This is a genomic window from Nocardioides sp. LS1 (genome assembly GCF_003865225.1).
Lineage (GTDB): Bacteria > Actinomycetota > Actinomycetes > Propionibacteriales > Nocardioidaceae > Nocardioides > Nocardioides ginsengisegetis.
This window is the reverse complement of sequence record NZ_BIFF01000002.1, coordinates 815,441-834,488: the sequence shown is the minus strand read 5'-3', so window position 1 is coordinate 834,488 and position 19,048 is coordinate 815,441. Positions and strand designations below refer to the sequence as shown.

Here is a 19,048-nt window from a genome sequence, read left to right as displayed (position 1 = left end):
ACGTGAGCGCGCTCCTGTGGCCCGGCGACGACCGCGCCGGTGACCTGATGTCGGACGTGGACGTGCTGGCCGCGATGGTCGAGGTCGAGCAGGCGTGGTTGTCCGCGCTGGTCGAGACGGGCATCGCGCCGGCGTCGGCGAAGGCCGACCTGCGCGGCCTCGTCACCGCCGACGACCTCCCCGCGATCGCCGCGGCCGCGGAGGCCGGCGGCAACCCGGTGATCCCGCTCGTCGCGCTGCTGCGCGACCGCTCCGGGAGCACCTGGGTGCACCGCGGGCTGACCAGCCAGGACGTCGTGGACAGCGCGCTGGTGCTCGCCGCGCGGCGGGCCCTGGGCCGTGTCACGGACCAGCTGCGGGCCCAGGCGCAGACCCTCGTCTACCTCGTCGACGAGCACCGGCCGACCCCCATGGTGGCTCGCACCCTGACCCAGCACGCCGTGCCGACGACGTTCGGGCTCAAGGCCGCGGTCTGGCTGACCTCCGTCCTCGACGCGTACGACGACGTCGCCGCGCTCGCCTACCCCCTGCAGCTCGGGGGAGCCGCCGGCACGCACGCGGCCCTGGTCGAGCTCGGGGGACCGGAGGCTGCCCGTGCCTGCGTGGCCGAGACCGCCCGCACCCTCGGGCTCGCCCCGTCGCCGCCCTGGCACACCACGCGGACGGCGGTGACCCGGATCGGCGACGCCGCCGTGCGGTGCACCGATGCCTGGGGCCGGATCGCCGGCGACGTCCTGGTCCTCGCGCGCCCGGAGATCGGCGAGCTCGCCGAGGGCGCCGGTGGCGGGTCGTCGACGATGCCGCACAAGGCCAACCCGGTGCTCTCGACCCTGGTCCGCCGGGCGGCCCTCACGACCCCGCAGCTGGCCGCCACGCTGCACCTCGCCGCCGCCCAGCAGGTCGATGAGCGGGCCGACGGTGCCTGGCACGCCGAGTGGGAGACCCTGGCGACCCTGCTCCGTCGTACCGCCGTGGCCGGAGGGCAGACCTCGGACCTCCTCGCGGGGCTGCGGGTCCGCGGTGACCGGATGTGGGACACCCTGAAGGCCGCCCGGTCCGACATGCTGGCCGAGCAGCGCACCATGGCCGCGCTCGTCGACCGCGAGCCGGCCGAGAGCTACCTCGGGCTCACCGACGACCTGGTCGACGCGGTGCTGGCCCGCGCCTACGCGACCCTCGACCGGACCCACGACCGGAACGACCAAGGAGAACACCCGTGACCGTCACCGCCGTCCGCCTCGGAGGGCGCCCCGACCTGCCGCTGCTGCTGCTCGGGCCCTCGCTCGGCACGTCCGCCACGGCCCTCTGGTCCGACGCGGCCCGTCACCTGGCGCAGGACTTCCAGGTCGTGGCGTGGGACCTGCCCGGCCACGGCAGCAACCGCACCCCGGTCGAGGACCCGGTCACGATCGCCAGCCTGGCCGCCGACGTGCTCGACCTCGTCGACACGATGGTCGAGAGCTTCACGCCGGTCTCGTTCCACTACGCCGGCGACTCCGTCGGCGGCGCGGTCGGCCTCCAGTTGCTGCTCGACGCGCCCCACCGGGTCGCCTCGGCCACCCTGCTGTGCACCGGCGCCCGGATCGGCACGGCCGAGTCGTGGACCGAGCGCGCCGAGCTCGTCGGCACGTCCGGCACCCCGGCCGTGGTGAGCGCGTCGGCCCAGCGCTGGTTCGGCCCCGGCTTCCTCGACCGCGAGCCCGACCGTGGCTCCGCGCTGCTGCACTCGCTGGCCGACGCCCGCGACGACGGGTACGTCGCGGTGTGCCGCGCGCTGGCGGCGTTCGACGTACGCGACCGGCTGGGGGAGATCAAGGTCCCGGTCCTCGCCGTGGCCGGCGCCGAGGACGTCGCCACCCCGACCGCCGGGCTCGCCGAGATCGCCGACGGGGTCGCCGACGGCCGCCTCGTGGTGCTCGACGGCGTCGCCCACCTCGCGCCGGCCGAGGCTCCCGAGGTCGTGGCGCGGCTGATCCGCGGCCATGCGCACGGCGAGCCGGAGCGGGACGACCTGACCGTCGGCCAGGTCCGCGAGCAGGGGATGGCCGTCCGCCGCGAGGTCCTCGGCGACGCCCACGTCGACCGGGCGACCGCCGCCGCGACCGACTTCACGCGCGACTTCCAGGAGTTCATCACCGAGTACGCCTGGGGCGGGGTGTGGACCCGTCCCAGCCTCGACCGCCGCGCCCGCTCGATCGTCACGCTCACCGCGCTGGTCGCCCGCGGCCACCACGAGGAGCTCGCCATGCACGTCCGCGCCGCCCGCACCAACGGGCTGAGCGTGGAGGAGATCAAGGAGGTGCTCCTGCAGACCGCCATCTACTGCGGAGTGCCCGACGCCAACACCGCGTTCCGGATCGCCCAGCAGGTGCTGGCCGAGCTCGGCGACGCCTGACCCCGGAGAGCTTGATGACCGAGTCCTACCTGTACGCCGCCGCCCGCACGCCCTTCGGGAGGTTCGGCGGCGCGCTCGCCGACGTACGTCCCGACGACCTCGCCGCCGTGGCGCTCTCGGGGGTGCTCGCCAAGGCGCCGGGCCTCGACCCCGCCACGATCGGCGACGTCGTGTGGGGCAACGCCAACGGGGCCGGTGAGGACAACCGCAACGTCGGCCGGATGGCCGTGCTGCTGGCCGGCCTGCCCGTCTCCGTCCCGGCCACGACCGTCAACCGGCTCTGCGGTTCGTCGCTGGATGCCGCGATCCTGGCCTCGCGCACGATCGAGTCCGGCGACGCCGACGTCGTGATCGCGGGTGGCGTCGAGTCGATGACCCGTGCGCCCTGGGTGCTGCCGAAGCCGTCTCGCGCCTACCCCGCCGGCAACATGACGGCCGTGTCGACCACTCTCGGATGGCGGTTGGTCAACGAGCGGATGCCGGCTGAGTGGACCGTCTCGCTGGGCGAGGCCAACGAGCAGCTGCAGGAGAAGTTCTCGATCTCCCGCGAGCGCCAGGACGCCTTCGCCGGCCGCTCGCACCGGCTCGCCGACGAGGCCTGGTCGGCGGGGTTCTACGACGCGCTCGTGGTGCCGGTGCCCGGCGCGGACCTCGCCCGCGACGAGAGCATCCGACCCGGGACGACGCCCGAGACGCTCGCCGGGCTCAAGCCGTCGTTCCGCCCTGACGGCACCATCACGGCCGGCAACGCCTCGCCCCTCAACGACGGGGCCTCGGCGCTCGTGATCGGTTCGGAGGCCGCGTCGTCGCGGATCGGGCTGTCCCCGCTCGCCCGGATCGCCGGGCGCGGGGTGTCGGCGCTGGAGCCGCAGCTGTTCGGGTTCGCGCCCGTCGAGGCCGCCGACCGCGCCCTCGCCCGGGCCGGGATCACCTGGGCGGACGTGTCCGCCGTCGAGCTCAACGAGGCCTTCGCCGTGCAGTCGCTCGCTTGCGTCGACGCCTGGGGGATCGACCCCGAGATCGTCAACGCCAAGGGCGGCGCGATCGCGATCGGCCACCCGCTGGGTGCCTCCGGCGCGCGCATCCTCGGCACGCTCGCCGCACGGCTGCAGGAGTCCGGGGACCGCTGGGGCGTCGCGGCGATCTGCATCGGGGTCGGCCAGGCGCTGGCCGTGGTGCTGGAGAACGTGGCATGACGACCCTCCACACGTCGTACGACGAAGCCGTTGCGGACGTCGCCGACGGCTCGACCGTGCTGGTGGGCGGCTTCGGCATGGCCGGCATGCCCGTCGAGCTGATCGACGCGCTGATCCGGCAGGGCGCCACCGACCTGACCGTCGTCTCCAACAACGCCGGCAACGGCGAGACCGGCCTGGCCGCGCTGCTCGCCGCCAAGCGGGTCCGCAAGATGGTCTGCTCGTTCCCGCGGCAGTCCGACTCCTGGGTCTTCGACGGGCTCTACCGCGCCGGCGACATCGAGCTCGAGGTCGTGCCCCAGGGCAACCTCGCCGAGCGGATGCGCGCCGCGGGCGCCGGGATCGGGGCGTTCTTCTGCCCGACCGGCGTTGGTACCCCGCTCGCCGAGGGCAAGGAGGTCCGCGAGATAGACGGCCGCACCTACGTCCTGGAGTACCCCATCCGCGGCGACGTCGCCCTCATCGGCGCCCACGTCGCCGACCGGATGGGCAACCTCGTCTACCGCAAGACCGCCCGCAACTTCGGGCCCGTCATGGCCACGGCCGCGACCACGACGATCGCGCAGGTCTCGCGGGTCGTCGACGTCGGCGGCCTCGACCCGGAAGTGATCGTGACCCCCTCCATCTACGTCGACCGGGTGGTGTGCCCCGCATGAGCGCTTCTCCAGTGACCACGGCTCCGCTGACCAAGGACGAGATCGCAGCCCGGATCGCGGCCGACATCCCCGCCGGCTCGTTCGTGAACCTCGGCATCGGCCAGCCCACGCTGGTCGCCGACCACCTCGCCGCCGACTCCGGCGTCGTGCTCCACACCGAGAACGGCATGCTCGGCATGGGGCCGGCTGCCGTTGGCGACGAGATCGACACCGACCTCACCAACGCCGGCAAGATCCCGGTCACCGAGCTGCCGGGGGCGTCGTACTTCCACCACGCCGACTCCTTCGCCATGATGCGCGGCGGCCACCTCGACGTGTGCGTCCTCGGCGCCTTCCAGGTCTCCGCCTCCGGCGACCTCGCCAACTGGCACACCGGCGCCCCCGACGCCATCCCGGCCGTCGGCGGCGCCATGGACCTGGCGATCGGCGCCAAGAAGGTCTTCGTGATGATGACCCTCTTCGCCAAGGACGGCACCCCCAAGCTCGTGCCTTCCTGCACCTACCCCCTCACCGGGGTCGGCTGCGTCGACCGCGTCTACACCGACGTCGCGACCTTCCAGCTCTCGTCGTCCGGGGAGGTCACGGTGCTCGAGACCTTCGGGATCTCGTACGACGACCTCGCCTCCCGCCTCGACGTCCCCCTCACCCTCGGTGGTTGAGGAGCGAGCGCCAGCGAGCGTCTCGAAACCTGGTGACGAACGTGGGGCCTTGATCGCCGTCCGTTGGCTGCGGGACCTCGCGCCTTCGGCGCGTATTTCTAGAATTTGGGTGGTCACCGCAGGGTTCGCACGAGGTGCCTCCGGACCCTGCTTCCCTCTTTTCGGCTTCTTCGCTCGACCGCTCGATCGACGTTTCAAGATTCTCTTCATTCTTTACCTTTCTCGGCCCCAATAGGGGCTCTGGCCTGCGGTTTTGTCGGTGGTCCCTGCTGGAATTGACCCATGACAGCGATGGTCACCCAGCCGCCTCGACACCGGGTGTCGCGCGCTGTCGAGACCATGAAGTCGCAGCTTTCTGAGCTCTCGAATGTGGCGCTCTGGTCGATGGATGCGGACGAGTCCGCCGCGACGCTGACCGCGGTGACGCGGCTGTCCGCCCAGCTCGCCGAGCTCGAGATGCGGGTGGCCGAGCACGCCAAGGCCGTCGGGGTCGGTGAGTCCGTGGGGGCCTCGTCGACCACCAACTTCTGGGCGCACGCGACTCATCAGACCCGGACGTCTGCGCACGGGAAGATGCGGCTCGCCGTCGCGCTGGCCACAAGGCCCGCACTCCGTACGGCGGTCGCGGCCGGTCAGGTTCTCGTGGAGCAGGCCCGGGTGATCGTGGACGCCGTCGAGGTCCTCCCGGCCGAGCACCACGACGGGGCCGAAGCGATGTTGATCAAGTTCGCCGCGGACCACGACGCGAAGGCGTTGAAGGTGCTGGGCCGGCGGATCCTGGAGTTCCTCGACCCCGAGGCGGCCGAGGCACACGAGGCCAAGCAGCTCGAGCGCGAAGAGCGCGACGCCGCCCGATCCACGAAGCTGACCATGACCGATGACGGGCACGGCAAGGTGTACGGCCGGTTCACCCTCCCGTCCGCGCAGGCGGCGATGTTGAAGAAGGCGCTGCTGGCGTTCGCCGCCCCCAAGCACCGGGCCGCGGTCGAGGGTGGGCTGGGTGAGCGTCGGCCGTCGGCGGAGCGGATGGGGCAGGCGTTCGTCGAGCTGATCGAGCGCTACCCGGTCAAGCGCCTCCCCAAGGCCGGCGGTGTCAACGCCACGGTCGTGGTGACGATGGACATCTCGACCCTGATGGGCGGCCTGAAGGCGGCCTCGCTGGACACCGGTGAGCGGATCACCGCCGGCCAGGCCCGCCGGCTGGCCTGTGAGGCGGGGATCATCCCCGCCGTCCTGGGTGGGAAGTCCCAGGTCCTGGACCTGGGCCGCAAGCGCCGGTTCCACAGCGAGTCCCAGCGGATCGCGATGGCCATCGAGCAGGGCGGCTGCAACGCCGAGGGGTGTGACTGGCCGCCGGGTCTGTCTCACGGGCACCACCCGATCCCGTGGAGCCTGGGCGGCGAGACGAACAAGGACGGCATGTTGCTCTGTCCGCACCACCACGCCCGGGCACACGACCCGAAGTTCACGATGACCACACAGACCGGCGGGAAGGTCGCCTTCACCAGGCGCACATAGGCCGGCACGATCCATCTGTGAGCCTTGATCACGACGGTCGAGCCAGGCGACCGAAAGCCGGCAAGCAGGGCCCGGAGGCACCCCGTGTGAACCCTGCGGTGACCACGTCATTCTCTGAACCGCGCCGTAGGCGCGGCCACCTGCACCCGACGGGTACGTTCGAGACACCAACGACGGGAGGACCACGTGATCGAGCTCGCCAAGGGCCAGGAGCTGGCGCTGACCACTGCGGACGGGGCTCCGCTCACCCGGCTGCGCCTCGGCGTGGGCTGGGACAAGGAGCGGACGGCGGGGTTCATCGGGACCGGGGCGCCGGAGGTGGACCTCGACGCGTCGGTGGTGGAGTTCGCGGAGGGGAAGCTGTTCGACCTCGCGTTCTACAACAACCTGGCGACCGGGGACGGGTCCGTGGTGCACCGCGGGGACAACAAGACGGGGCGCGGCGAGGGCGACGACGAGGTCATCGACATCGACCTCGGGCGGGTCTACGCGAAGGCGGACACCCTGGTCTTCCTGGTCAGCAGCTACCAGGGCCACACGCTGGAGTGGATCAACCACGCCTACTGCCGGCTGGTCGACGACCAGGACGTCGAGCTGGTGCGGTTCACGCTGACCGGTGGGGTGCCGCAGACCGGCCTCGCGATGGCCAAGCTCTTCCGTGACGGCGACGGGTGGCGACTGCGCGCGATCGGTGAGGGCATCGCGGTCAAGGTCCCGACGGAGTCGGTGGCGGCCCTCCAGCGCTTCCTGTGACGACCCGGGGAAATCAGACCGGGGCGTAGACGCGAGCCAGCTCGCGGAACAGCTCGCCCCACCCGTGCGCGACCTCCGTGGCGCCCAGCGCGAGCGCGCGGTGCCGGTCCTCGGCGCTCACCGGCTCCTGGGCGAGTACGACGACGATGGCGCGGGCGTCCTCGGCGCGCATCGTGCGCAGCAGGGTCTCGGCGACGGGCAGCCCGTCGCAGCCGGCGGCCCAGTCGGCGATGACGAGGTCCGCGTCGTGGTCGCGCAGCCAGGCGGCCGCCTCGGTCGCCGACCCGACCTGCACCATCCGGCTGCGCCCGCCCGAGTCCGCGGCGGCGTCGGCGAGCACCCGGCGACCGTAGGCGGTGTCCTCCGGCGACGAGTCGACCCACAGGACGGTCCGCCCGTCGAGCGCGGCACCGATCTGGGCCCGGGGGTTCGTGGCGTCGTGGATGGCCCGCAGCACGCGGTCGAAGCCGCCCCAGTCGGTGCCCCCGGCGGTGTCGAAGGAGATCGCCCCGAGCCCCTCGTGGCTGTGCAGGTAGCGGGCCTGGTGCTCGGCCACGTCCGGGAGGACGGCGTACGCGACCGGCGGGTCCTCGTCCCGCTGGTCGATCATCGCCAGGACCTCGGAGCGGAGCTCGTTGAGGTAGGCGTCGGTGAACGAGACGCCGAGGAACAGGATCGTGTTGGTGGCGAAGAGCGAGCGCAGGAAGGTCATGTACGCCGGGCTGCTGTAGAGCCGCTCGCGGTAGTCGCGCTGGGTGAACACCACGCTGTCGCCGACCGGCCCCACCTCGCCGTGGAGCTTCACGACCGGGGCACCTGGGGCGTCGTCGCTCCAGTACCGCGGCTCCCACCAGCGGTGCGGCGGGTCGCGCAGGATCCGCTGGTAGGCGTCCGGCCCGGGGACGTCGCCGACCAGGAACGGGTCGAAGTTGGTGGTCATGATCGCGTCGAACGGGATGCCGGCGAGCAGCTGACGGCGCTCGGCGATCGCCTCCGGGTGGCCGTCCTCGGCCAGCACCTCGGCCAGCGCCGGGTCGAAGCCGTCGCCCATCGCGGTGTGCAGGATCTGGGCGGCGGCCTCGAGGTCGCGGGAGCCGCCGTTGTCCACGAGGCTGGTCAGCCAGGCCGCCGTCGCGTCGTCGAGCTGCGCGCGCTGCCCGAGCCCGCGCAGGAGCATCTTCCACGCAGGGACGGCCGGGGCGGCGAAGCCGGCGCCGACGAAGGCGACGCAGCGCCCCTCGATGATCTGGCTGACCAGGTGTTGCGGGATCGAGTCGTCCACCCGCAGGACCCTAGTGTCCTGAGGCGGCCGCGTCCGGTCATCGCGTCAACGTGCGGTGCGCCTCCACCAGCGACGGGCCGTACCACGTCAGCAACCGCCCGCTGACGAGCCGGACCGGCGTCCGCGTGAAGGCCTCGGGGCCGTCGTCCTCGGTGAAGACGTACGGCTCGTCCGGGAGCAGTACGGCGTCCGCCGCGGCCGCATCGAGCTCGGCCAGGTCCACGTGCGGATAGCGGTCCTCGTGGCCCGCGTAGACGTTCTCCAGACCCAGCCGCCGGGCCAGGTCGCCGGTGAACGTCCGGCTGCCGACGACCATCCACGGGTCGCGCCAGATCGGGATGACGACCCGCTCGGTCACGGCCGGGAGGGGACCGCACCACAGGGTCCGGGCCTCGGCCAGCCAGGCGGGCCGAGGCCACCCGAGGACGTCGTCGAAGAGCCGCTCGAACGTCTCGACCGCATCGGGGACGGTCTCGATCTCGGTCACCTCCACGCGCACGCCGGACTCGCGGAGGCGTCGCACGTCGAGCTCGCGGTTCTCCTCCTTGTTGGCGATCACCAGGTCGGGCTCGAGCGCCCGGATCGCCGCCAGGTCGGGGTTCTTGGTGCCGCGCACGCGGGTCACGTCGAGGTCGGCCGGGTGGGTGCACCAGTCGGTCGCACCGACCACGGCGTCGCGGCGCACCGAGACCAGGGCCTCGGTGATCGAGGGCACCAGCGAGACGACCCGGGACAGCGCGCTCATGCGCCCGACCGTATCGGCGCGTCATCAATTCAGGTGAGCCCGGCTCGCGTTCCGGCCCGCGATCCGGGGTCGGACCCGAACCCTCGAAGGCATGGACCTTGGGGGGACACGACCGTGGCTGCGCGCGCCCTGATCGCGAAGGGGATCGCGACCGGCGTCGCGGTGCTCGCCGTGACGACCGTGGCGACGGCACCTGCGAGCGCCGCGCCCGCCCCGCTCCTCGACACCCGGACCCACCAGACCGGCGGCGCCCACTGGCAGAAGCAGCGTCACCACGCCGGCCACGGCAGCGACGAGGCCGGGAGCCGTGCGGACCGCGAGGCCGAGGCCGCCGACCGGGCTGTCGCGCTGGCCGCCGCGTGGCACCTCGACCCGGACCTGCTCGTGCCCCACGCAGGCGACAGCGCCACGACGGCGGCGGCACGCCAGCAGCTCGCCCAGACCTATGCCGCCCTGCACGCGGCCGTCGACGCCTACGACGCGGCCCGCACCGAGGCCACCAAGGCCGCCGCACGTGCGGACGCGGCGGCGAAGGCCCTCGTCGCTGCCCGTGCCGCGGCGACGAAGGCCGCCGCGGACTACGAGCGCGAGCGGGCGCTCTTCGTGTCGGCGATCGACCAGGGCTACGTCTCCAGCTCCGTCGGGGCGCTCGGGATGATCCTGTCGGCGGACACCGACGAGGACCTGGTCACCGGGATGGTGGTCCTCGAGCAGCTCAGCAGCACCCAGTCCAACGTGGTCGTCGACGCCGAGAAGGCCCGCAAGCGGCTCGAGTGGGCCACGGTCGCGGTCGGCAACGCCGACCTCGCCGCCCGCACCGAGCTCGCCGCAGCCCGTACGGCGCTCGCCGCGGCCGAGACGGCCCGCAGCAAGGTCGTGGCCGCGATGGCCGTCGCCCGGACGGTCCTGGAGAACTCGGTCATCACCGACCGGCTGGCCACGATCCGCGCGAGCTCGGCCACGGTCGCCGCCGAGGCCGCGGCCGCCTCCCGCGCCTACGCCTCGGGCGAGAAGGCCGTGAGCTTCCCGCTGCCCGCGGGCGCGTCGTACCGCGACCAGGACAACTGGGGCCATCGCAGCAAGCACTGGGCGAGCGTCCACACCGGTGACGACTTCTCCACCGCGTGCGGCACGCCGGTCCTGGCCGTCACCGACGGCACGATCACCATCCGCACCGACCAGCGCTGGTCGGGCCCGTGGCTGCTGGTCGACAGCACCGGCGACGGGCAGCTCAGCACGTGGTACGCCCACATGCAGGCGCTGACCGTCAGCAACGGGCAGTACGTGCGGGCCGGCCAGCAGATCGGCGTGGTCGGCGAGCGCGGCAACGCGACCGGCTGCCACCTCCACCTCGAGGTGCACCCGGTCGGGGGCGGCCTCTACGAGGACAGCACCGACCCCGAGACCTGGCTGCACGCGGTCGGCGCCTACCCCGGGGCCTGACCCGGCCCTGACCCCGGAGCGTCAGACGTTGCGGCGGTACTGCCCGCCCACCTCGAAGAACGCCTCGGTGACCTGGCCCAGCGAGCAGACCCGCGCCGCGTCGACGAGCACCGCGAACACGTTCTCGCCGGTGATCGCGGCCTCCTTGAGCCGGGCGATCGCCGCCTCGGCCTCGGTGGCGTGCTCGGCCTGGAAGGCGCGGACCCGCGCGAGCTGGCCCTCCTTCTCGGCGTCCGTCGCGCGCGCCAGCTCGACGTGGACGGGGGTGCCGTCGTCGGCCTTCGGGTTGCGGAACGTGTTGACGCCGATGATCGGCAGCGAGCCGTCGTGCTTGCGGTGCTCGTAGAGCATCGACTCGTCCTGGATCCGGCCACGCTGGTAGCCGGTCTCCATCGCGCCCAGCACTCCGCCGCGCTCGTTGATCCGGTCGAACTCCGCCAGCACGGCGGCCTCGACCAGGTCGGTGAGCTCGTCGATCACGAACGAGCCCTGGAGCGGGTTCTCGTTCATCGCCAGGCCCCACTCGCGGTTGATGATCATCTGGATCGCGAGCGCCCGGCGCACCGACTCCTCGGTCGGGGTCGTCACGGCCTCGTCGTAGGCGTTGGTGTGCAGCGAGTTGGCGTTGTCGTAGATCGCGATGAGCGCCTGCAGCGTGGTGCGGATGTCGTTGAAGTCCATCTCCTGCGCGTGCAGGGAGCGACCGGACGTCTGCACGTGGTACTTCAGCTTCTGCGAGCGCTCGTTGGCGCCGTACTTCTCCTTCATGGCCACGGCCCAGATGCGGCGGGCGACGCGACCGATGACGGAGTACTCCGGGTCCATGCCGTTGGAGAAGAAGAACGACAGGTTGGGCGCGAAGTCGTCGATGTCCATGCCGCGCGCGAGGTAGGCCTCGACGTAGGTGAAGCCGTTGGCGAGGGTGAACGCGAGCTGGCTGATGGGGTTCGCCCCGGCCTCGGCGATGTGGTAGCCCGAGATCGAGACGGAGTAGAAGTTCCGCACCTGGTGCTGGATGAACCACTCCTGGATGTCGGCCATCATCCGCAGGCTGAACTCCGTGGAGAACAGGCAGGTGTTCTGGCCCTGGTCCTCCTTGAGGATGTCGGCCTGGACCGTGCCGCGGACGTTGGCGACGGCGTGCGCGGCGAGCATCGCGCGCTCCTCCTCCGACGGCTCGCGGCCCTCCTTCTCGCGGAACGCGTCGACCTGCTGGTCGATCACGGTGTTGAGGAAGAACGCCAGCACGGTCGGGGCCGGGCCGTTGATCGTCATCGACACCGACGTCGACGGCGAGACCAGGTCGAAGCCGCCGTAGAGCACCTTCATGTCGTCGAGCGTCGCGACGGAGACGCCGGACGTGCCGACCTTGCCGTAGATGTCGGGGCGCTCGTCGGGGTCGCGGCCGTAGAGGGTGACCGAGTCGAAGGCCGTCGAGAGCCGCTTGGCGTCGCCGTCGGCCGAGAGGATCTTGAAGCGGCGGTTGGTGCGCGCCGGGTCGCCCTCGCCGGCGAACATCCGGGCCGGGTCCTCGCCGTCGCGCTTGAAGGGGAAGACGCCCGCGGTGAAGGGGAAGTGGCCGGGGAGGTTCTCGCGGCGCCAGAAGCGGACGAGCTCGCCGTGGTCGGCGTACGACGGCAGCGCGACGCGCGGGATCTTGTTGCCCGAGAGGGACTCCCGCGTCAGCCGCGTGTGGATCTCCTTGTCGCGGACCTTCGTGACCATCTCGTCGCCGGAGTAGGACTCCACGACGGCGGGCCAGCCCTCGATCTGCTGCGCGACCTCGGTCGGCAGGTCCTGGCGGGCCTTCTCCAGCAGGGCCGGGACGTCGCCGAGCCCCTCGGTGGTCGAGCCCGTCGAGACCAGCTCGCCGGCGACCAGGTCGAGGCGCTGCACGCGGCGCGCGGCCTCGGCCAGCGTCTCGGTGCGGGCGTGGTACTTGCGCACGGTCTCGGTGATCTCGGCGAGGTAGCGCACCCGGTCGCTCGGGACGACCTGGCGGATCCCCGACGAGTGGCGTACGTCGACCGCCGGCAGCGTGCCCTCGTCGACGGGCAGCCCGCGGTCGGCGAGCAGGCCGCGCAGGTGCTGGTAGAGCGCGGTCACGCCGTCGTCGTTGAAGGTGGCCGCCGAGGTGCCGAAGACGGGCATGTCGGAGGGCTGCTTGCCGAACGCCTCGCGGTTGCGGACCAGCTGGCGACCGACGTCGCGCAGCGCGTCCTTGGCGCCGCGGCGCTCGAACTTGTTGATCGCCACGACGTCGGCGAAGTCGAGCATGTCGATCTTCTCCAGCTGCGAGGCGGCGCCGAACTCCGGCGTCATGACGTACATCGAGGTGTCCACGAACGGCACGATCGCGGCGTCGCCCTGGCCGATGCCGGGGGTCTCCACGATGACGAGGTCGAAGCCCGCGGCCTTCACGACGTCGATGACGTCGCCGAGGTGGGCGGGCAGCTCGTGGGCGCCGCGCGTGGCCAGCGAGCGGAAGAAGACCCGGTCGCCGTCGAGGGAGTTCATCCGGATCCGGTCGCCGAGCAGCGCGCCGCCGCCCTTGCGCCGGGTCGGGTCGACCGCGATGACCGCGACCCGCAGCTTGTCCTGCTGGTCCACGCGGAAGCGTCGTACGAGCTCGTCGGTGAGGGACGACTTGCCCGAGCCGCCCGTGCCGGTGATGCCGAGGACCGGGACCGTGTGGGCTGCGCCGGCCGCGCGGAGCTGCTCGAGCATCGCGGCCGGCAGGTTGCCGCCCTCGGCGCCGGTGATGGCGCGCGCGATGGCGAACCGGTCGCCGCTGAGCACCTGCTCGGCCCCGACCTGCTTGCCCGCCCACAGGTCGAAGTCGCAGTCCTTGACGACCGAGTTGATCATCCCGACGAGGCCCATCCGCTGGCCGTCCTCGGGGGAGAAGATCGTGACGCCCGAGGCGCGCAGGCGCTCGATCTCGTCGTGCACGATCACGCCGCCACCGCCGCCGACGACCTTGATGTGGTCGGCGCCCTGGGCGCGCAGCGACTCGACGAGGTACTCGAAGTACTCGATGTGGCCGCCTTGGTAGGACGAGACCGCCACGCCCTGGGCGTCCTCCTCCAGCGCCGCGTCCACGACCTCCTGCACCGAGCGGTTGTGGCCGAGGTGGATGACCTCGGCGCCCTGGCTCTGGAAGATCCGCCGCATGATGTTGATGGAGGCGTCGTGGCCGTCGAACAGGCTCGACGCCGTCACCAGGCGCACGGGGTGGGTGGGGGTGTGGAGCTCGGGCTTGGCCACGGAAGGTCACCTCACGGGTAGGAGTTCACCCAAATAGTAGGACGTCCTACTAAATGGGGCCAGTTGAGGGCGCACCGCCTCCCGTGGCGGGAGCGGGCGTCAGCGCACGGTGACGGCGAGCACGGTCGTGTCGTCGCCCCCGCTGCCGGGGACGGCCGCGAGCACCCGGTCCACCCAGGCCTCGAGCCCGGCCTCGTCCGGGCCGGTGCCGGCCGACTGCTCGAGCAGGCGCAGGTTGTCGAACAGGTCGCTGCCGCGCCGCTCGACCAGGCCGTCGGTGAACATCAGCAGCGTCGCCCCGGGAGGTACGTCGATCGCCAGTGCCGTGGCCAGCCCGGAGCCCAGCCCGAGCACCGGCCGCGCGGTCGGGCGCAGCGTCAGCGTCGGGTCGGTGGAGAGCAGCAGCGGCGCCGGGTGCCCCGCGCTGGCGGCCTCGAGCCGACGGGCCTCCCGGTCCACCACGACCACCAGGGCCGAGGCGATCTGGTCGTCGACGAGGTCGGCCACGAAGCGGTCGAGCTTGTCGAGGCTGGAGCCGATCGCGTCGCCGGTGAGCAGGTAGGCACGCAGCGCCGCCCGGACCTGCATCATCGCGGCCACGGCCTCGACCCCGTGGCCGGCCACGTCGCCGATCACGAAGGCCGTGCGGCGGTCGTCGATGCGCACGCAGTCCCACCAGTCGCCGCCGAGCTGGTAGGAGGCGGCCGAGGTGTAGCGGACGGCGACGTCGAGGCCCTCGAGGCGAGGGGCCCGCTCGGCGAGCACGCTGCGCTGGAGCGACTCGGCCACCTGGATCTGCTCGCGCGACCGCTTGAGCAGCAGGCCGTTGAGCTGGGCGCGCAGGTGGTCGGCCGCCTGGTTGTCCTCGTCGGACCACGGCCGGCTGTGGCCGCGGACGACCTCACGCCACTTGTCGAAGGACTTGCGCGGCGAGAGCCGCACGGCGGCGCCCTCGCTCGAGGCGAGCTCCTTGTTGCGGGGGTCGCCGCCCCAGTCGACGGTCTGCTCGAACTCCGGTCGCAGCCAGACCAGCCAGCGGTCGGGGAGGGTGCCGATGGCGAGCGCCCCGGCCGGGAGGTCGGCGTACTGCTCGAGGCGGGGGTCGAGTCCCGCGACGTGCTCGGTGCTCCCGATCGAGCTGTCCTCGGGGCTGAGCAGGGCGCTGGCGATGAGCGGCAGCGCGGCCTGCGACGGGACGACGCCGCGGGTCTGGAGGCGGCCGTCGGCCCACATCGCGACGCCGTTGGCCTGCATCAGGCCGGCCAGCTCGGGGTCGTCGAGGAGGGCGTCGAGGACCGGCTCGCTGGTGCCGGCCAGCCGGCCGAGCATGCGCGCGAGCAGCTCGCTGGTGGCCAGGGCGCGGCTGCTGGCGTCGGCGCGCTCCCGCTCGGCGATCTGCTGCGAGGCGACCTGGCTGAGGAACTCCGCGGCGGCGCGGGCGTCCTGGCTGGGACGGTGCGGGCCTGAGTAGTGGTGGCAGGCGACCAGGCCCCAGAGCTCGCCGTCCTGCACGAGCGAGAGGGACATCGAGGACGTGACCCCCATGTTCTGGAGGTACTCCAGGTGGATGGGGGAGACGCTGCGCAGCGTCGAGTGGGACAGGTCCAGCGGCGCCTGGGCGACCGGGTCGAGGATCGGGTGCAGCGGCACGGGCGTGTAGTGGACGTCGGCGATCAGCCGCGTCCAGTTGACGGTGTAGAGCCGTCGTGCCTGGGCGGGGATGTCGGTCGCGGGGTAGTGCAGGCCCAGGAACGGGTTGAGGTCATCGCGCCGCTCCTCGGCGATCACCTCGCCGTTCCAGTCGCGGTCGAAGCGGTAGACCATGACACGGTCGAAGTCGGTCAGCGCCCGGACCTCGCGGGCCAGCTGGGCGGCCAGGCCGACGGTGCTGGTCTCGGCGGACAGCCGGGCCATGGCGCTCCGGGCGGACTGGTAGGTCAGGAGCACCGACCGCGGCCGGCCGACGGTCTCGATCTCGATCACGAGCCGGCTGGACGAGCGGTGCAGTGTGACGTCGACCTCGCGGCCGGCCAGCGAGCCGGGCAGCGACTCGGGCAGGCTGATGATCAACGGCTCGCGGAAGGTCGCCTCGACGAGCCGGCGACGGACGGCGTCCTCGACGGCGTCACCGACGAGGGACGCGAGCGTCCTGCCGATGGCCTCCTCCGCGGCGACCCCCACGAGCTCCTGGCAGTTGGCCGAGGCGACCGCGACGTGCATGGTCCCGGGGTCGACGGCGAGGAGCATCCCGTGGGGCTGGATCGCCCCGGGGATGTGGATCGGCTCGTCCTCGCAGTTGGTGAGGTCTGCGGGGGCGTAGGCCGGCGTGTGCCGGCCGTCCGGGGTCGCGCTCATGGGTCCCTTCCCGAACCGGTCCACGGCCACCGTGGCCGGATCGGGCCACCGTATCCCGTCGAGAGCCCCCCGGGCACGACGGATGTGCCCACCCCTGAGGGTGAGCACACCCGTGGGGGTGATGGGGGACGCGCGATGGATGTCTAGGGTTGGCGCCGTGTTGGAACGGACCTTTGAGGCAGACCTGCTCGACCGGACGCTGCGTGTGCGCGGCGAGGTCGACGACTACGGCATCATCGCGCTGCGCAACCTGCTCGCCGAGCACGGCACTGCGCCGGGCAGCCGGCTGGTGGTGGACCTCAGCGGGGTCGACTACCTGCCCAGCGTCGCGGTCGGGGTGCTGACCCGGGCGTTGGCCTCGGCGGACCGGACCGGCGCCGACCTGTCGCTCGTGGCCGCCCAGGGCTCCGTGGCCCAGCGGGTCCTGATGGTCTGCGCCCTGCCCTACCGCCTCGGCGACCGCGACGACACCCCGCCGGACGCCGACGTACCTGCCTGACGGCTCTCAGGCGAGCGGCAGCACCGCGGTCACCCGCGTGCCGGCCGTGTGGTCGACCCACCACCGCGAGGTGAGGGCCTCCACCATGGCGAGCCCGCGACCGCGCGCGGCCAGGACGTCGGGGGGCATGACGTGCGGCTCGGTCTCCCCGCCGCCGTCGAGCACGCTGACCTCCAGTGCCTCGTCCTGGAGCGCCCAGGACACCTCGAGCCCGTCGTGACGGTCGGGACGGCCGTGGTCGAGCCCGTTGGCGACCAGCTCGCCCAGCACGATCGCCGCGTCCTGGACCACCTGGGCGTCGAGGTGCTTGTGGCGCAGGAATCCCGCGAGCAGCACCCGCGCTGCGCGGTTGCTGCCCATCTCGAACGGCAGCTCGTGCACCTCGAAGCGGGTCTCCTGCTGGGTGCCCTCGCCCGCGGGCGCGTCGTTCACGGCCGGGCCGTTCAGGACATCTCGTGCGGGAGACCGCAGATCGTCAGCACCCGCTGGGCGACGGAGCCCTCCGCGGCGACGAGCCCGATGTCGATGCCCGCCGCGCCGGCCTTGCGCTGGGCCGCGGCCACCACGCCGACGGCCAGGCTCGGGAAGTAGTCGACCCCGCCGAGGTCGATCCGGATCGGGCGGCTGAACTCGCGGGTGTACTTCGCGATGTCCTCGCGGAGCGCCACGCCCGCGACCTCGTCGATCTCGCCCCGGACGGTCAGGACCGAGGAGGTCTCGTCGAAGCCGCTGGAGTACGCCTGTTCGTCCACGGCCCGAGAATAGTCGCCCGCCGCCCCGACCGACACCCGGCCGATGCCGGGTAGCGTTCGGGGCGTGGACCACCAGCCCCAGCCCGCGCTCTCCGACGCGATGCGCGAGGGCTCCCGACTCGAGCACGAGGAGGCCGAGGCCAGCCCGTTCGTCTCCGACCTGGTCGGCGGCCGGGCCCGGCCCGCGCAGTACGCCGCCTACCTGCGCCGGCTGCGCGTCGTCTACGCCGCCCTCGAGGACGCCGTCCGGGACCGCCGCGAGCACCCCGCCGTCGCCGGGGTCCACGACGACGCGCTGGCGCGGACCGACGCGCTCGAGGCCGACCTGGCCCACTGGGCGCCCGGCCGGGAGCCGGCCGTCGCGTCCCGGGCGGCCGAGGCCTACCGCGCCCGGATCGACGCCGCCCGCCTGCGCCCGCACCTGCTCGTGGCCCACCACTACACGCGCTACCTCGGCGACCTGTCCGGCGGCCGGGTGCTGGCCCAGGCCCTCCGTCGCGAGTACGCCGACCAGGGGCTGGACTCCGCCGGCCTGGCGTTCTACGACTTCCCCGAGATCCCCAAGCCGGTGCCCTACAAGCGCGACTACCGCGACCGGCTCGACGCCCTGCCCCTGTCGGACGCCGACCGGGCCGAGGTCGTCGAGGAGGTCCGGCGGGCCTTCCGGCTCAACCGCGACCTGTTCGCCGAGGTGGCCGACCCGCACGTCGACGCCGAGACTGATGCAGAGCTCAGCGGGGCGCTCGACCGATGACGCAGGTCCCGCCGACCTCGTCGTCGGCGGCGACCTCGGCCACCAGGCCGGCCCGGGTCACGAGCGCGGCGGTCGCCGGCGCCTGACGGTCGCTGGTCTCGATCAGGAGCGCGCCGCCCGGCCGCAGCCAGTCGGTCGCTCCCGCGGCCACCCGCGCCTGCAGGTCGGTCCCGTCGGGTCCGCCGTCCAGCGCGACCCGGTGCTCGTGGTCGCGCGCCTCCGGTGGCATCAGGGCGATCGCCCCCGTCGGGACGTACGGCGCGTTCGCGACCAGCACGTCGACCCGGCCGCGCAGCCCGCCCGGGAGGGCGTCGTACAGGTCGCCCTCGAGGACCCGCTCGGGCGGCAGGTTGCGCCGGGCGCAGGCGACGGCGGCGGGATCGACGTCGGCGGCCCAGACCTCGGCCGCCGGGTCGCCGGCCAGCAGTGCTGCCCCCAGGGCGCCGGTCCCGCAGCACAGGTCGAGGACGACCCCGCCGGGCGGCAGCAGCGCCCGGGCGCGGGAGACGAGGAAGGCCGAGCGCTGCCGCGGCACGAAGACGCCCGGCGCCACCGCGACCCGCAGCCCGCAGAACTCCGCGAACCCGACGACCAGCTCCAGCGGCGTCCCGGCCACGCGCGCCGTCACCATCCCCTCGAGGGCGGCGGCGTCCGCGGCGGCCTCGACCAGCAGCCGGGCCTCGTCCTCGGCGAAGACGCAGCCGGCCGTCCGCAGCCGCACCACGAGGGCGGCGAGGGCGGCCGGGGACAGGGTCAAGGTCGGCTCCGGTGCGA

At 72.9% G+C, this 19,048-nt stretch carries 17 protein-coding genes and 1 pseudogene; 11 read left to right on the top strand and 7 right to left on the bottom strand.

Going from position 1 to position 19,048, the window contains the following annotated elements; genetic code table 11:
- The first annotated feature begins 2 nt into the window (after positions 1-2).
- From EJF31_RS08875 to EJF31_RS08845, 8 genes and pseudogenes are all read left to right on the top strand, one after another.
- The gene (locus EJF31_RS08875) at positions 3-1,220 is read left to right on the top strand and encodes a lyase family protein (protein WP_125036714.1); all 1,218 of its coding nucleotides are present in this window, start codon (positions 3-5) and stop codon (positions 1,218-1,220) included.
- Positions 1,217-1,957 (top strand): annotated as a pseudogene (locus tag EJF31_RS22535) (alpha/beta fold hydrolase); the annotation flags it as partial. The gene EJF31_RS08875 and the pseudogene EJF31_RS22535, both read left to right, overlap by 4 nt.
- A gap of 84 nt (positions 1,958-2,041) precedes the next feature.
- Positions 2,042-2,395, top strand: a complete 354-nt coding sequence (pcaC, locus tag EJF31_RS22530; protein ID WP_373994716.1) for a 4-carboxymuconolactone decarboxylase — start codon at positions 2,042-2,044, stop codon at positions 2,393-2,395.
- A gap of 14 nt (positions 2,396-2,409) precedes the next feature.
- Positions 2,410-3,591, top strand: coding sequence for a thiolase family protein (locus EJF31_RS08865; RefSeq protein ID WP_125036712.1), 1,182 nt, complete (start codon positions 2,410-2,412; stop codon positions 3,589-3,591).
- The gene (locus EJF31_RS08860; protein WP_125036711.1) at positions 3,588-4,247 is read left to right on the top strand and encodes a 3-oxoacid CoA-transferase subunit A; all 660 of its coding nucleotides are present in this window, start codon (positions 3,588-3,590) and stop codon (positions 4,245-4,247) included. The genes EJF31_RS08865 and EJF31_RS08860 overlap by 4 nt, the downstream gene beginning before the upstream one ends.
- Entirely contained in the window at positions 4,244-4,906 is a 663-nt protein-coding gene (locus EJF31_RS08855; RefSeq protein ID WP_125036710.1) for a 3-oxoacid CoA-transferase subunit B, read from the top strand. The genes EJF31_RS08860 and EJF31_RS08855 overlap by 4 nt, the downstream gene beginning before the upstream one ends.
- A gap of 282 nt (positions 4,907-5,188) precedes the next feature.
- Entirely contained in the window at positions 5,189-6,424 is a 1,236-nt protein-coding gene (locus tag EJF31_RS08850; protein ID WP_125036709.1) for an HNH endonuclease signature motif containing protein, read from the top strand.
- 186 nt (positions 6,425-6,610) lie between these two features.
- Complete coding sequence (locus tag EJF31_RS08845; protein ID WP_185736180.1) at positions 6,611-7,177, top strand: TerD family protein; 567 nt, start codon at positions 6,611-6,613, stop codon at positions 7,175-7,177.
- A 13-nt stretch (positions 7,178-7,190) separates the two neighbouring features.
- Here the strand turns inward: EJF31_RS08845 and EJF31_RS08840 are convergent, their stop codons facing one another.
- Together EJF31_RS08840 and EJF31_RS08835 are read right to left on the bottom strand one after the other, a co-directional pair.
- Positions 7,191-8,459 (bottom strand): SIR2 family protein, encoded by a 1,269-nt coding sequence (locus tag EJF31_RS08840; RefSeq protein ID WP_125036707.1) that lies wholly within the window; start codon positions 8,457-8,459, stop codon positions 7,191-7,193.
- Positions 8,460-8,496: 37 nt separating this feature from the next.
- Positions 8,497-9,204, bottom strand: coding sequence for a helical backbone metal receptor (locus EJF31_RS08835; protein ID WP_125036706.1), 708 nt, complete (start codon positions 9,202-9,204; stop codon positions 8,497-8,499).
- Between the two features lie 114 nt (positions 9,205-9,318).
- Here EJF31_RS08835 and EJF31_RS08830 point away from each other — a divergent pair, with 114 nt between their 5' ends.
- On the top strand, positions 9,319-10,647 hold the full coding sequence (locus EJF31_RS08830; protein ID WP_125036705.1) for a M23 family metallopeptidase: 1,329 nt from the start codon (positions 9,319-9,321) through the stop codon (positions 10,645-10,647).
- Positions 10,648-10,668: 21 nt separating this feature from the next.
- On the opposite strand, the gene icmF is transcribed toward EJF31_RS08830, so the two are convergent.
- Complete coding sequence (icmF, locus tag EJF31_RS08825) at positions 10,669-13,914, bottom strand: fused isobutyryl-CoA mutase/GTPase IcmF (RefSeq protein ID WP_125036704.1); 3,246 nt, start codon at positions 13,912-13,914, stop codon at positions 10,669-10,671.
- 99 nt (positions 13,915-14,013) lie between these two features.
- The gene (locus EJF31_RS08820; protein ID WP_125036703.1) at positions 14,014-16,269 is read right to left on the bottom strand and encodes a SpoIIE family protein phosphatase; all 2,256 of its coding nucleotides are present in this window, start codon (positions 16,267-16,269) and stop codon (positions 14,014-14,016) included.
- Between the two features lie 157 nt (positions 16,270-16,426).
- Here EJF31_RS08820 and EJF31_RS08815 point away from each other — a divergent pair, with 157 nt between their 5' ends.
- Entirely contained in the window at positions 16,427-16,768 is a 342-nt protein-coding gene (locus EJF31_RS08815) for an STAS domain-containing protein (protein WP_182541020.1), read from the top strand.
- Between the two features lie 6 nt (positions 16,769-16,774).
- Here EJF31_RS08815 and EJF31_RS08810 read toward each other — a convergent pair whose 3' ends face one another.
- Positions 16,775-17,200 (bottom strand): ATP-binding protein, encoded by a 426-nt coding sequence (locus EJF31_RS08810; protein ID WP_125036701.1) that lies wholly within the window; start codon positions 17,198-17,200, stop codon positions 16,775-16,777.
- 11 nt (positions 17,201-17,211) lie between these two features.
- Positions 17,212-17,520, bottom strand: coding sequence for an STAS domain-containing protein (locus EJF31_RS08805; protein WP_185736179.1), 309 nt, complete (start codon positions 17,518-17,520; stop codon positions 17,212-17,214).
- A gap of 64 nt (positions 17,521-17,584) precedes the next feature.
- On the opposite strand from EJF31_RS08805, the gene EJF31_RS08800 reads away from it, so the two are divergent.
- On the top strand, positions 17,585-18,274 hold the full coding sequence (locus tag EJF31_RS08800; protein WP_260430725.1) for a heme oxygenase (biliverdin-producing): 690 nt from the start codon (positions 17,585-17,587) through the stop codon (positions 18,272-18,274).
- Here the strand turns inward: EJF31_RS08800 and EJF31_RS08795 are convergent.
- Positions 18,252-19,031, bottom strand: coding sequence for a putative protein N(5)-glutamine methyltransferase (locus tag EJF31_RS08795; RefSeq protein WP_260430724.1), 780 nt, complete (start codon positions 19,029-19,031; stop codon positions 18,252-18,254). The two genes, EJF31_RS08800 and EJF31_RS08795, sit on opposite strands and share 23 nt — an antisense overlap.
- Positions 19,032-19,048: the final 17 nt, after the last annotated feature.